The 13,393-nt window shown below is 43.1% G+C and carries 11 protein-coding genes; 10 read left to right on the top strand and 1 reads right to left on the bottom strand.

Going from position 1 to position 13,393, the window contains the following annotated elements:
* Positions 1–185 precede the first annotated feature (185 nt).
* The 8 genes from CWC03_RS21210 to CWC03_RS21175 all read left to right on the top strand — a co-directional run bounded on the left by CWC03_RS21210 (position 186) and on the right by CWC03_RS21175 (position 8,020).
* On the top strand, positions 186–1,022 hold the full coding sequence (locus CWC03_RS21210) for an HvfB family MNIO-type RiPP peptide maturase (protein WP_138583565.1): 837 nt from the start codon (positions 186–188) through the stop codon (positions 1,020–1,022).
* A 2-nt stretch (positions 1,023–1,024) separates the two neighbouring features.
* Entirely contained in the window at positions 1,025–1,774 is a 750-nt protein-coding gene (locus CWC03_RS21205; protein ID WP_138583564.1) for an HvfC family RiPP maturation protein, read from the top strand.
* A gap of 430 nt (positions 1,775–2,204) precedes the next feature.
* Positions 2,205–2,750, top strand: coding sequence for an adenine phosphoribosyltransferase (gene apt / locus CWC03_RS21200; protein WP_138583563.1), 546 nt, complete (start codon positions 2,205–2,207; stop codon positions 2,748–2,750).
* Between the two features lie 2 nt (positions 2,751–2,752).
* Entirely contained in the window at positions 2,753–5,080 is a 2,328-nt protein-coding gene (dnaX, locus tag CWC03_RS21195; protein ID WP_138583562.1) for a DNA polymerase III subunit gamma/tau, read from the top strand.
* A 63-nt stretch (positions 5,081–5,143) separates the two neighbouring features.
* Positions 5,144–5,470, top strand: a complete 327-nt coding sequence (locus CWC03_RS21190) for a YbaB/EbfC family nucleoid-associated protein (protein ID WP_010368987.1) — start codon at positions 5,144–5,146, stop codon at positions 5,468–5,470.
* Positions 5,471–5,888: 418 nt separating this feature from the next.
* The gene (locus CWC03_RS21185; protein WP_138583561.1) at positions 5,889–6,431 is read left to right on the top strand and encodes a hypothetical protein; all 543 of its coding nucleotides are present in this window, start codon (positions 5,889–5,891) and stop codon (positions 6,429–6,431) included.
* A gap of 12 nt (positions 6,432–6,443) precedes the next feature.
* Positions 6,444–7,424, top strand: coding sequence for a restriction endonuclease (locus CWC03_RS21180; protein ID WP_138583560.1), 981 nt, complete (start codon positions 6,444–6,446; stop codon positions 7,422–7,424).
* 20 nt (positions 7,425–7,444) lie between these two features.
* Positions 7,445–8,020, top strand: coding sequence for a rhomboid family intramembrane serine protease (locus CWC03_RS21175; protein WP_138583559.1), 576 nt, complete (start codon positions 7,445–7,447; stop codon positions 8,018–8,020).
* Positions 8,021–8,070: 50 nt separating this feature from the next.
* Here the strand turns inward: CWC03_RS21175 and CWC03_RS21170 are convergent, their stop codons facing one another.
* Positions 8,071–10,146: a M13 family metallopeptidase gene (locus CWC03_RS21170; RefSeq protein ID WP_138583558.1), complete on the bottom strand. Its 2,076-nt coding sequence runs from the start codon at positions 10,144–10,146 to the stop codon at positions 8,071–8,073.
* Between the two features lie 269 nt (positions 10,147–10,415).
* On the opposite strand from CWC03_RS21170, the gene recR reads away from it, so the two are divergent.
* A complete protein-coding gene (gene recR, locus CWC03_RS21165; protein WP_010606421.1) occupies positions 10,416–11,015 on the top strand; it encodes a recombination mediator RecR in 600 nt (199 codons plus the stop codon).
* A 163-nt stretch (positions 11,016–11,178) separates the two neighbouring features.
* A complete protein-coding gene (htpG, locus tag CWC03_RS21160) occupies positions 11,179–13,092 on the top strand; it encodes a molecular chaperone HtpG (protein WP_017217996.1) in 1,914 nt (637 codons plus the stop codon).
* Positions 13,093–13,393: the final 301 nt, after the last annotated feature.

The following is a 13,393-nucleotide window of genomic DNA, read 5'->3' as shown; positions in this document are numbered from 1 at the left end:
GGCGAAGGTAAATGTGGTGGTAACCACTAATTAAGAACACTATTATGTTCTACCCAATAGCGCAGCTAGTTATGTTAAGGTAAAAAGCGCTATTGGGTGATTCCAAAGCGAGGCTATGCATACAGCAAAACCTCTTTCATATGGGCTTCTAATTACTTCAAAATAATGTCTAAAGTGAGAGAAATATGGCAGTGCAATTAGGCAACTTAGGACTTGGCTTACGCCGTGAAATGGTCGACGACGTGCTCAATGCGCCGCCAAAGCAAGTAGACTTTTATGAGGTTGCACCAGAAAACTGGCTAAAATTTGGCGGCAAGCTTGCAAAGCAGTTTCAAGCATTGACGCAACAGCATACCTTTATTTGTCATGGTTTGTCGTTGTCGCTGGGTTCTCCTGCGCCGCTGGATCGTGAATTTTTATCACAACTCAAAGCATTTTTTAAACAACATAATATCGTTACGTATAGTGAACATTTGAGTTACTGTTCGGGAGAGGGGCATATGTACGATCTGATGCCAATCCCTTTTACTGAAGAGGCAATCCATCATACCGCTAAACGGATCCGAGCAGTCCAAGAGCACCTAGAGCGTCGGATTGCAGTAGAAAATGTCTCTTACTATGCCGCTCCTGGACAAGAGATGTCGGAGTTGGAGTTCACCCTTGGGGTTTTAGCCGAGGCCGATTGCGATTTGCTACTCGATGTTAACAACATCTATGTCAATGCTATTAACCATGACTACGATGCCGAACAATTCTTAGCGGCTATGCCAAGCGAGCGAATTGCATACGGCCATATCGCAGGCCATTATGTTGAAGCCGACGACTTACTCGTTGATACACATGGCGCTGAGGTATCTTCACCAGTATGGGACTTGTTAGAGAAAGCCTATGAACTGCATGGGGTATTTCCGACTTTGCTAGAGCGTGATTTTAATATTCCTCCCATGGCAGAATTATTGGCAGAAGCGGGACAAATTTCAGCAGCACAGGCCAAATACGCCAAGCGCTTGGAGCAGGTATAGCTATGTCTTTTGTAGAAACTCAGCAGCTATTTATGGCGCATATTAGAGATCCAGACAACCAACCTGCACCTGAAGGCATAGAAGCTCGGCGCTTAAAAATCTATCAAGAGCTGTTTTTTAATAATGTCGAAGGCTTCGTGAGCAGTGCGTTTCCTGTACTTAAAAGCTTGTATACCAATGAAGATTGGTTGACGTTAATTAGACTATTTTTTGTTAAGCACAATTGTCATTCGCCATACTTTTTAGAGATTAGCAAAGAGTTCTTGCAGTTTTTACAAACAGAATACGAGCCCTCAGAAGCCGATCCTGAGTTCTTGTTAGAGCTTGCTCATTATGAATGGCTAGAGCTAGATGTGGCAACGACCGTTGAAGCAAAGAATGAGCTTTCGATTGAAGTCCAAGCGCTTGCAGATGTTGAAATTAGCTTGGCAAGTACAACCCGAATTGCACATTATCAATATCCAGTTCATCAGATCAGTGAAACCTTTCGCCCGACTAAAACAGCAGGACAAACGTATAGCTTTGCACTGTATAGAGACGAAGAGGACGATGTTCAGTTTGTCGCACTAAATCCGATGACGGCCTTAATGTTGTCAGTGATTGAAGCCAATGATGGTATGCAACTCACTGACATTATAGATATTATCGCGCAGCAAGTGCCTCAGTTTACTGTTGAGCAGCTACAGCAAGGGGCACAGCATACACTAGCTGAATTCGCTGATCTTGGCATTATCAAAACAAAAAACCTTTAAGCTATTGGCAACATCGACTATTATACGGCCTGTTTTTGTCGTGCTTAAACTCGGACTAGGGCGCTAGTCAATGCTTTCTGCTGCTATGCAGTTGGTGCGAGTTGTAAAATTAAAGGTAGTATCTATGTCTAAAGGTGACTTTAAAGATCCGTTCAATGCAAAGTATTTCCTTGCATTTGTTGCTGTATTCGCTGGAATTGGCTGTTTAAACGCGATTCTAGGCTGGGCAACAGCGCTTGCATAAGTCAAGCTGAACGTATTTACCTAGAGGCTGCTTTTTGCAGCCTTTTTCGATTGTATACACGTATACTGCTCACTAAATCGTTCGCTTTTCCTCCACCCTGACACACAAAGTCACTCAGTCGGTTTCAACCGGATAGAAAATTGTTATAATCTCACTCTTTTGTAATAAACTTAAAGCAAAGCAATTATGACGACAGAGAATATGTCATTGATCAAAAATAGTATCGCGACGGTTCCTAATTACCCAAAACCTGGGATTATGTTCCGTGACGTGACTTCACTTCTAGCAAATCCTGCTGCGTTTAAGGCAACAATTGATGCGTTCGTTGCAGTTTATAAAGATGGCGGCTTCACTAAAATCATCGGTACTGAGTCTCGTGGTTTTATCTTCGGTGCACCATTGGCGTATGAGTTAGGTATTCCTTTTATTCCAGTAAGAAAGCCGGGTAAATTACCACGTGAGGTAATTAGCCAGTCTTACCAGCTTGAATATGGTGAAGATACGCTTGAGTTACACTCAGATGCGATTGAAGCAGGTGATAAAGTGCTACTTGTTGATGATTTACTTGCAACAGGTGGTACTATTGAAGCAACAGCAAAACTGGTTAAACGCTTAGGCGGTGAAGCCACTGATGCTGCGTTTGTTATTTCATTACCTGAGCTTGGTGGTGAAAAGAAAATCAATGATCTTGGGATCAAAATCCTTTCACTTGTAGAGTTCGAAGGCGAATAAGCATGAGCTATCAGGTTCTGGCGCGAAAATGGCGTCCGCAAAACTTCCATGAATTAATGGGGCAAGAGCATGTTAAACAAGCTCTGGTCAACGCACTCAATGAAAAGCGTTTACACCATGCCTATTTATTCACCGGAACACGTGGTGTGGGCAAAACAACCATTGCTAGGATCTTTGCTAAAAGCCTTAACTGCGAACAAGGCGTTACTTCAACGCCTTGTGGTCAGTGTAGTGCCTGTACTGAGATTGAAACTGGTAAGTTTATCGATTTAATCGAAATTGATGCGGCTTCTCGTACAAAAGTTGAAGACACACGAGAAATCTTAGACAATGTACAATATGCACCAACTCGTGGTCGCTACAAGGTTTATCTCATCGATGAAGTGCATATGCTGTCAAAGCACAGTTTTAATGCGCTCCTGAAAACCTTAGAAGAGCCGCCAGAGCATGTAAAATTCTTGCTCGCCACAACCGATCCACAAAAGTTGCCTGTGACTATTCTGTCTCGTTGTTTGCAGTTCAATCTGAACGCAATGACCCAAGGACAAATAGTTGAACAGCTAGAGAAAATCCTGCCGCTAGAGCAAGTTGCCTTTGATCCAGTAGCGCTACAAACGTTAGCGAAGGCCGCTGATGGCAGTATGCGTGACGCACTAAGTTTGACTGATCAGGCTATTGCACAAACAAATGGCAATTTAACGGTGCCTGCAGTGCAATCTATGCTGGGACTGATGGATAGTGCGCATGCGGTCATTTTGCTGTCTGCAATTTTATGCCATGACGGTGAAGCCTTACTCGTTGCGATTGAAAAAATAGCACTACAAAACGGTAATTTTGTCAGTGTGCTGGACGATTTAATTGCGTTATTGCATGTTATTCAGCTCACTCAACTCGTGCCTAGTGCTGCGCGGTTATCAAATTTTGATAACAACGACATCAAACTATTTGCCGAGCAATTAGCACCGCAACAGGGCCAGTTGTTGTATCAACTGCTGCTAAATGGCAAAAAAGACCTAAAGTGGGCACCCGAGCCTAAACTTGGGTTTGAGATGGTCATGCTGCGCTTGATGGCGTTCGAAAAAGAAAGTCATAGTGTAGTGCCTAGCGCTCCTGTGAGCCAAGAGACTTCTGAAAAGCAAAGCAAAGTAGGGGATTTACGAGCGCTGTTAAAAAAGCCAACAGAAGATAATGCAACGGTAGCAGCATCACCTCAGGTGCAGCCGACAGCAACACCTACATATGCACCAGAAGCAACGACACCAGCCGCGCAACAAACAACACAGTATGAGCCTCTGTCGCAAACGCCTGCTAAGCAAAGCCAAGCACCAGTTGCCTCTGTGCCATCTGAGGCGGAGATGGCCAACCAATACGACAGCATCATGTCACAGACGGTAGAGCAGGGGTTCCAAGAACAAGTTCCTGCACATCATCATGACGGTGCGCCAGTTGATGATGCTGCATACGCGCAAATGGCATCGCAAAACCAAGAGGAATGGCCTCAACCTGAGGTGCAAAACCAAAGCGCTTCAGAACCTGCGGCTACGGCCAGTGTTACTGAGCAGCAAAACCAAGCCCAGTCAGCAATAGCACGAATTTTAAAAAATCGTAATATCTCTGGGGCGGGTCGATTGGTGGGAGCCAATGGTGAGGTAAAAAAGTCTGAGGCGCCTAGTGCGCCAATGCTAAAAGAGCAAGCGCCAGCCACAACGGTAAGCACACCTGAGTATCAGTCTGAGCCGCGACGTGCACAGCCGGCAGCACCTCGCTTGGCACCAAAAAAGCAAAAGAAAGAAGCGTTTCAAGAACGCCACAAACCTATTACGGAAAATTTAGCGCCAGAATTGCTAGAGCAGTTATCACCAATAAAACAAGATGATAACGAACAAAGTATTCAAGTGGAGATCCCTGCACCGGAAAACTTTGTTAGTCCAATCAGTGACATTAAGTTTGCTCACCAAAGCGACGATTGGGCAAACATGATTGAAAAGATGCAATTAGGCGGCCGAATTCGCCAGTATGCATTACACAGCGTGATAACGCAGCAAGGCGCGCAGGTACAATTGCAAGTCGATGCGAGTCAACAGCACTTAGACTCCGCAGTGCTGAGAGAGAAACTAACAGAGAGCCTAAGCGCATTACTCGAGCAGCCAATCGAGCTTGAGATTAACTATATCGACACGGTAAATAACACGCCGTTTTTGGTACAGCAACAACTAGATGAGCATAGGCTTGTCCAAGCTAAAGCGGCGATGCGTGACGATCCACTCGTCAGCGCATTTGTTCAAGAGTTTGACGCAATGCTTGACGAAAATAGCGTTCAGGCATTGTAATTAAGGGCGTTAGCCCTTATCTTTTATCACAGTAAACCAAATTGAAGTATAAGAGAGCAGAATATGTTTAAAGGCGGAATGGGCAACATCATGAAGCAGGCGCAGCAAATGCAAGAGCGCATGGAAAAAGCCCAAGAAGAGATCAAGAGCCTAGAAGTAACAGGTGAAGCAGGCGCAGGTTTAGTTAAAGTAACTATGCTTGGTAGCCACAACGTACGTCGCGTAGAAATCGACGAAAGCCTAATGGAAGACGACAAAGACATGATCGAAGACCTACTAGCCGCTGCGGTAAATGACGCAGTTCGCCGCGTAGGTGAAGAAACGCAAAAGCGCATGTCAGAAGTCACCGGCGGCATGCAAATGCCTCCAGGCTTTAAAATGCCGTTTTAACCTCAAGGTTATGAACTAAAACGTTTTTATTCTTACTGTCCTCGTATGGGACAAGCCGGGGATAAAAATTAACGAAAGCTCAGGTAATAAAGTGCCTGAGCTTTTTTGTTTCTAGCAGTTAGATATAAATTATCCAAGCCTCAGGTTACTTAAAAACCAATTGCCCAGGTTCATCGAAGAGCAGCTTGCATAAGACAAGCTACTTTGCCTGATCCGTTAAAATTATCATCTCAATCTACTTTTTTATTGAAAAAGAGGGTTCTAAATGCATTTAAACCGAGTCTATAGCACGAAATTTCAGAGTTTTTTCACCGAAAATTAGTTTTATCTATTTGAATAATAAAGCTTTTATTTTATGTGGAATTGTTCTAACTTAAGTGTGTCAGTAACGAACTATTCTAAATATGGAGATGGATTTATGAAGTATCAAAATCAACTTGACCAGCTAAAAAGTGGCAGTTTAACGCGCGCTCAAATGACCACTTTACAAGAAAATGCGCTACGCATTTTCAACAAAGGAGATAAAGACGCAAAGTTAATACTTGATGCGATCCCATATAGTAAGCCTGCAGATACATCAATTTTATTTATGGGCTTTTGTCCCGAAGCTGATTTTTCAAATAGATTAGATATTTTTTGGAAAGAAAATGGGATTTGTCGTTTTGACTATCTAGAGAGTAAAGTTCAGGTAAATCGATGGTATGAAGTTTGTGCAGGTGACCTTATTGTCCTTAAAAAGCGTGAACAATTTGGTAAAACCATGAAGCTACACGGTTTCGGAAGAGTAACTAAGATATGCCATGATGATGAGAATGTTCGTTATTTTGAAGTTAACTGGGCAGTGCAATCAAGAGAAATTGAAGTACCTCTGATGGGTTGTAACAGTACTGTTGATATCAAACCCATGAAAATGGTAGAGCAAGAAATGCCCGAAGCGTTTTGGCATTGGCTTAATCTATAAAGGGTGAATAAAATGAAAAACATAGTATTAGTCAGAGGTCCAGAATTCTTGGCCGCGCAGGCTTTAGCTGGTTATGGTTGGCGTGAAATTAATTTGAGTAAGTTTAATTCTTTTGTTGAAGTTGATGAGTTTATTAAAGAGAGAGGAATCGATATCGGTAGGCAAAGAAACCAAATCAAGCGATTTTTCGAAATTTCAGCTGGTGATGTCGTAATAGTTCCGGTAAGTCGGGCAGTGTTAATTGGGGTTGCAGTTGGTGAAAAGTCATTCGCTGAAACACCTTGGAATGGAGCTAACCGAGTCGCGGTCAATTTCTTTAAACAGTCTGATGGTAATTTGGTTAAAATCCCAAGGTATCAATTAACCGAAGGCTTACAAAGCAGATTAAAGATAAGGATGTCGATTGCCAACCTCAATGAGTTTAGAGAAGAAATAGCGGCTTATGTTGAAAAGCTAGAGCAAAATTTAGAGATAAAATTCGACTCAGAATTTCAAACACGAGTAGAAGTAGAATTGAAACATATTGAACGTAGTTTGCTAGATAGGTTAATAACAGGGCAATCTAGGTTAGAAAGTGGTGGTTATGGTCTAGAAAAGCTAATTGCTGAACTATTAGAAATAGAAGGTTATCAAGCGCATATTATGTCAAAAAGTCAGACAAATGATCATTCTGATATTGATATAAGAGCGGAAAAAAGTGATGACTTTTCTGGGACAAATATTGTGTATGTTCAGTGTAAGCATCACTCTGGAACAACTAGCAATTGGGGAGTTGATCAGTTAATTGAATTTGAAAAAGAAACCCCAAATGTCAGCTTATGGTTGATTACCACAGGTGTTGTTTCAGATGAAGTTAAAGAATATGCAAGTGAGCATGGGGTAAGTGTTATGGAAGGAGAAGCATTGGCTGCCAAAATAATCTCTCAAGTTGATAAGCTGTCTGTTTCAACTAAAGAAAAACTTGGGCTATCTGTACTTCCTAAGTTACTTTAATCTATCTATACGGAAATTAAATGAGTAAACGTGCACTAGTTTTTCCCCCCAATTTTAAGCTGGTTTTTTATGCGATGGCAGTGATGTGCCTCGTACAGGTGTTGGGTGGTATTTTTGGTTTACCCGTCTACCGTTTTGGGATTGTACCGCATAACGTGCATCATTTGAGTGGGGTATTCACCGCGCCTTTTGTGCATGGTAGCTGGGGACATTTGCTGAGTAATTTGCTCGGCTTAAGTATTAGCGGCTATTTGGCAGCGAGATTACCAAGGTTTAAGCGAGCAACACTTTTTATTGTGTTTGCTACAGGGCTGTTGGTTTGGCTGTTTGCAGGGCACGCTAATCACATTGGTGCATCAGGCATTGTAATGGGTTACTTTGGCTTACTGCTGGGTGCTGCGCTCTTCAATCGCGATGTGCTTGGTATTGTTAGTTTTATAGCTTTGCTGGTATTGACTTACTATGCCAACATTAGTTTTTTAGCGACGTTGTTTGATTTTTCAGCCCAAACCAGTAGTTCAAGCCATATTTTTGGCTTTTTAAGCGGATTAGGCGGGGCATACTTAACCAAGCAAAAGCGTATGTCTCGGCGTTAAAGCTGCATAACCTACCAGTGACGGCAGGTTATGCTTTGGGATTTAAGTTATTACCAGATACGAACGCGCTCTTCTGGTGCTAGGTACAGTTTGTCGCCCGGTTTAACGTCAAACGCTTTATACCATGCATCATGGTTGCGAGGCGCAAGGGCTCTAAATTGACCCGGTGCGTGTGTACCTGCGCGAAGTTGGTTTAGCATGCTTTGCTCAGTGCGCTTTTCTTTCCATACTTGTGCCCAAGCAAGGAAGAAGCGTTGGTCGCCTGTCAGGCCATCAATTACCGGTGCTTCTTTGCCGTTTAGGCTCAGCTTATAGGCATGGTAAGCCATCGCAAGGCCACCCACATCCCCAATGTTTTCGCCAAGGCTGTTACGACCATTTACAAAGTTACCTTCAATAGGCTCATATTTGCTGTATTGTGCCGCGAGCTTGTCTGCTTTTTCTTCGAAAGCAGCGCGGTCGGCATCGGTCCACCAGTTACGCTGAATACCATTGGCATCGGATTTTGAGCCTTGGTCGTCAAAGCCGTGCCCCATTTCGTGGCCTATTACCGCGCCAATACCGCCGTAGTTTACTGCAGGATCTGCATTTGGGTCGAAGAATGGCGGTTGTAAAATTGCCGCAGGGAAAACGATTTCATTAAACGAGCTGTTGTAGTAGGCGTTAACGCGTTGTGGTGTCATACCCCAGCGGTTACGATCGGTTTTCTCAAGCTCTTTGGCGATACTGTCATTGCGGAAAAACTCACGTAGGTTTTTCACATTCGTCATTAAGTTATCGCGGGTTAAGGTTAACCCATCAAATGATTGCCATTTATCAGGGTAGCCAATCTTAGGCGTAAATGCGGCAAGTTTTGCTTGAGCATTTACTTTTGTTTCTTCCCCCATCCAGTCTAAGCTTTCAATCCTTTCACCAAGCGCGGTGCGCAGGTTTTCAACCAATTCTGACATTTGTTTTTTAGAAGACTCTGGGAAGTAACGGGCAACGTAAACTTTACCAATTGCAAAGCCAAGCGACGTAGTGCCAGACATTTCGCTTATTGCGCGTTTCCAACGAGCACGTGGTTCTTGTTGACCACTTAAATGTTTGCCATAAAATTCAAAGTTAGTATTGAAGATATCTTCAGACAGCAGCGACGCATTGCCGCTAATTGCGTGATAAGTTAAGTAGTCTTTCCAAACGGCCAAGTCTTCAGAGTTGATAAGCGCAATCATTGCTTTAATCGGCTCTGGCTGAGACATATTTAGCTGAGGCACTTTGTAGCCTGTTTCAGCAAAATATAAATCCCAATTAAAGCCTGGGTACTGTGTTGCTAGCTCGTCACGTTTAACTTGATTTAACGTGAGGTCGCGGTTTCTGCGTTTTTCACGTGGCCAATGGCCCTCTGCAATTTTAGTTTCAAGTGCAAGAATGGCTTCTGCGCGCTCAGTCGGCTTGTCTTTACCCGCAAATTTAAGCATATCGGCAATATGTGCAACGTATGCTTCGCGAGTTTTAACAAAACGCTCAGCTTGTTCTAAATAGTAAGAGCGATCTGGTAGTCCAAGTCCGCCAGCACCCATCGACATCTCATATTTATTTGGGTCTAGACGGTTAAACCACATCCCGCCGCCGATCGGCGCATTTACGCCAGTTAGCCAAGATTGTCCAAATGCTTTGGTGAGGCCGTCAGTGTTGTTAATGGCGTCAATGTCAGCAAGTAGTGGTTGAATAGGCTTAATACCAAGCTTATTTAGGGTTTCAACATCCATATAAGCATTGTAAAAATCGGCAATCAGCTGCTCTTCGGCGTTTAGGTTTTCGCCGTTAGCAATCTCCTCGATAATGGTTTTTACTTGTTCTTCACTGCGTTCAGCAAGTGCTGAGAATGCACCAAAACGCGTTTTGTCTGCTGGCATTTCGTAGTTTTTGTACCAAGTGCCGCTGGCGTACATAAAGAAGTCATCGCCAGGCTTTACACTTTCATCGCGTGCACTGAGGTCAACCCCAAAGCTGCCAAGTTCGGCCTTACCAGTTGCTACTGCTGCGTTTTCTGTTTTTTGAGTTTCACTTGTTGTGACTTGTGGCTCAGAGCAAGCCGTCAGCATAACGGCTGCAAGTGCACTTGCTATTATCGTTTTTTTCATTATGTAGTCTCATCTATTTCGAGAAGTGGGCCCAACAGTTGTCTAATTGTGCTTACTATCGGGAATGGAACCATTGTCGAGTGAATACGCTTTTGCTGCAAGCATTTGAGTCGAATTGTTGGGAAATTCGCGATGAATGCATTTTCAAACTGTAAAATGAGTGGAGAGGTATGAAATAGGATCAAGCTTTAAATCAACAACAATATCCCTTATCATTTCGGCATTGTTATCAGTGTTTTTGCACTGAATGGGCCACAAGAAACGAATTTATGCAATTATCACCAAGTTTAACGGCGCTTATTGAAGCGCTGCGTTGTTTACCTGGCATTGGGCCTAAGTCTGCACAGCGTATTGCCTTTCATTTATTAGAGCGAGACAGAGAGGGGGGCAGCCAACTAGGACAAAGCCTTACTCATGCGATGCAAGCCATCGGTCATTGCTCAAGCTGCCGAACATTTAGTGAGGTTGAGGTGTGTGATATTTGCCAAAGTATCAAGCGCCAAGACACAGGGCTGCTTTGTGTGGTTGAATCACCAACGGATGTATTGGCGATAGAGCAAACAGGGCAATTTAACGGTTTATATTTTGTGCTGATGGGACATCTATCACCTTTGGATGGTATTGGTCCCAATGAAATAGGCCTTGATGTTCTTGAGCGTAAGCTAAGTGCTGGCAATATTAACGAAGTTATCTTAGCGACCAACCCAACGGTAGAAGGTGAGGCAACGGCGCATTATATTTCCGAGTTATGTCATAAATATCAAGTTGAAGCGTCTCGTATTGCTCACGGTATGCCAGTTGGCGGTGAGTTAGATCTGGTAGACGGTATGACGCTGATGCATGCGTTTAGTGGGCGGAAGAAACTCTAATCTAGCTCTTGTTGTCAAAAGCCCTGATTTTTGATCGTTTAACCCAAAAAGCAGGGCGGCTTGTTAAAAATTTTGTTCAGTCTCTTGAAAGTTTTCTCTCCTCCCCCATATACCTAGCATATTGGTAAGAACACTGCATTAATTGCTTATATTGGAGAGAACAATGTCCGCAGCTCAAAAAGAAACATTAGGCTTTCAAACAGAAGTCAAACAATTACTAAACCTAATGATCCACTCTTTATACTCAAATAAAGAGATCTTTTTACGCGAGTTAGTATCTAACGCTTCAGACGCAGCTGACAAACTACGTTACCTAGCTTTGCAAAATGGCGATCTTTATGAAGGCGATGCAGAGCTACGTGTTCGCTTAAGCGTAAACAAAGATGCAAAAACCATCACCATTTCTGACAATGGTATTGGTATGACGCGTGACGAAGTGATCAGTTCACTTGGTACTATCGCAAAATCTGGTACAGCTGATTTCTTTAAAAACCTAACAGGCGACCAAGCAAAAGACTCGCAGCTGATTGGTCAATTCGGTGTTGGTTTCTATTCTGCATTCATTGTTGCTGATAAAGTAACGGTTCGTACGCGTAAAGCGGGTGAGTCAGAAGCAGTTGAATGGGAATCGCAAGGTGAAGGCGATTTCACAATTGCTGAAATTGAAAAAGCAGAGCGTGGTACAGAGATCACACTACATCTTCGTGAAGAGGAAAGTGAGTTCCTTGAAACTTACCGTCTTCGCGGTATTGTGACTAAATACTCGGATCACATTTCAATTCCTGTTGAACTTTATAAAGACCCAGTTCCTGAATCTGAAGGCCCAGATGGCGAGAAAATTGAAGCGCAACCTGGCGAGTGGGAAGCTATCAACAAAGCCACTGCACTTTGGACTCGCGATAAATCAGAGATCAGCGACGAAGAATATAAAGAATTTTATAAGCATGTTGGTCATGATTGGGAAGAACCACTCACTTGGGCACACAATAAAGTAGAAGGTAAAACTGAATATACCAGCCTACTTTACATCCCTAAAAAGGCACCTTTCGATTTATACAATCGTGAGCGTCAAGCTGGGCTTAAGCTTTATGTGCAACGCGTATTTATTATGGATGACGCAGAGCAATTTATGCCGAGCTACCTGCGCTTCGTGAAAGGCTTACTAGATTCTAACGATCTACCACTCAACGTATCTCGTGAGATCTTACAAGATAACAAGATCACTCAAGCTATTCGTAAAGGCTGTACGTCTCGCGTACTTAAAATGCTTGAGCGCATGGGTAAAAACAAACCAGAAGATTACCAAGCATTCTGGAATGAGTTTGGTAATGTGATCAAAGAAGGTCCAGCTGAAGATTTCGCAAACAAAGATGCTATTGCAAAACTATTGCGCTTTAGCTCTACGCATACTGATGAGAAAACACAAAACGTATCGCTTGAGCAGTACATTGAGCGCATGAAAGAAGGCCAAGATAAGATTTACTATGTCGTGGCTGATAGCTTTGAAGCGGCGAAGAGCTCACCGCATCTTGAGATCTTCCGTAAGAAAGGCATTGAAGTTCTACTCTTGTCAGATCGTGTTGATGAGTGGATGATGAGCCATCTCACTGAATTCAACGAGAAGCCACTTCAGTCAATCACGCGTGGTGATCTTGACTTAGGTGATATGGATGACGAAGAAACGAAGAAAGCACACGAAGAAAGTGAGAAAGAAGTTGAAGGCTTAGTTGAGCGAGTGAAAACAGCACTTGGCGATAAAGTGAAAGAAGTACGCTTTACGCACCGCTTAACAGATTCTCCAGCGTGTGTGGTCGCAGATGATCATGATATGAGCTCACAAATGCAAAAGCTAATGGAGCAGGTGGGTCAAGCCGTGCCTGAGTCTAAGCCGGTATTTGAACTTAACCCAGAGCACCAATTGGTTAAGCATTTGAATAATGAGCAAGACGAAGACAAGTTTGGACAGTGGGCAGAAGTACTACTAGATCAAGCAATGCTTGCAGAGCGTGGTAGCCTGAAAGATCCAGCGGGCTTTGTAAGTCGTCTTAACAAGCTAATGCTAGACCTACAAAAGTAAAATTAATTAGGTAATAGGTATAGCTAATTGAAAAAGCCAGTCATTGTTTAGTGACTGGCTTTTTTGTGTTTGTTGATGAGAGTATATATTGAGGCTATACCAGTTGTATTAAGTAAATGATCTATCTTGAAGCGGGGAAATAGCTTTAGTAGCACCGCTCTCGCGTCCTGCTACCGCTAAGGTACCTATATCCATATAGGCAAGGCAAAAATTTTGCTATTTAGTTGTTCTAAATGAGAAATTTTTAACGAAGCTAATATGCTATTTCACCCTTCAAATTGATTAGAGAATTAATTCAATT

It is taken from the genome of Pseudoalteromonas sp. S2755, from assembly GCF_005886535.1.
Classification (GTDB): domain Bacteria; phylum Pseudomonadota; class Gammaproteobacteria; order Enterobacterales; family Alteromonadaceae; genus Pseudoalteromonas.
Note: the sequence above shows the minus strand (reverse complement) of the source record. Positions and strands in the feature narration are given on the sequence as shown.

Coding starts and splice junctions, on each gene's coding strand:
- CWC03_RS21210 (WP_138583565.1), top strand. CDS start 186: ATGGCAGTGCAATTAGGCAACTTAGGACTTGGCTTACGCCGTGAAATG.
- CWC03_RS21205 (WP_138583564.1), top strand. CDS start 1,025: ATGTCTTTTGTAGAAACTCAGCAGCTATTTATGGCGCATATTAGAGAT.
- apt (WP_138583563.1), top strand. CDS start 2,205: ATGACGACAGAGAATATGTCATTGATCAAAAATAGTATCGCGACGGTT.
- dnaX (WP_138583562.1), top strand. CDS start 2,753: ATGAGCTATCAGGTTCTGGCGCGAAAATGGCGTCCGCAAAACTTCCAT.
- CWC03_RS21190 (WP_010368987.1), top strand. CDS start 5,144: ATGTTTAAAGGCGGAATGGGCAACATCATGAAGCAGGCGCAGCAAATG.
- CWC03_RS21185 (WP_138583561.1), top strand. CDS start 5,889: ATGAAGTATCAAAATCAACTTGACCAGCTAAAAAGTGGCAGTTTAACG.
- CWC03_RS21180 (WP_138583560.1), top strand. CDS start 6,444: ATGAAAAACATAGTATTAGTCAGAGGTCCAGAATTCTTGGCCGCGCAG.
- CWC03_RS21175 (WP_138583559.1), top strand. CDS start 7,445: ATGAGTAAACGTGCACTAGTTTTTCCCCCCAATTTTAAGCTGGTTTTT.
- CWC03_RS21170 (WP_138583558.1), bottom strand. CDS start 10,146: ATGAAAAAAACGATAATAGCAAGTGCACTTGCAGCCGTTATGCTGACG.
- recR (WP_010606421.1), top strand. CDS start 10,416: ATGCAATTATCACCAAGTTTAACGGCGCTTATTGAAGCGCTGCGTTGT.
- htpG (WP_017217996.1), top strand. CDS start 11,179: ATGTCCGCAGCTCAAAAAGAAACATTAGGCTTTCAAACAGAAGTCAAA.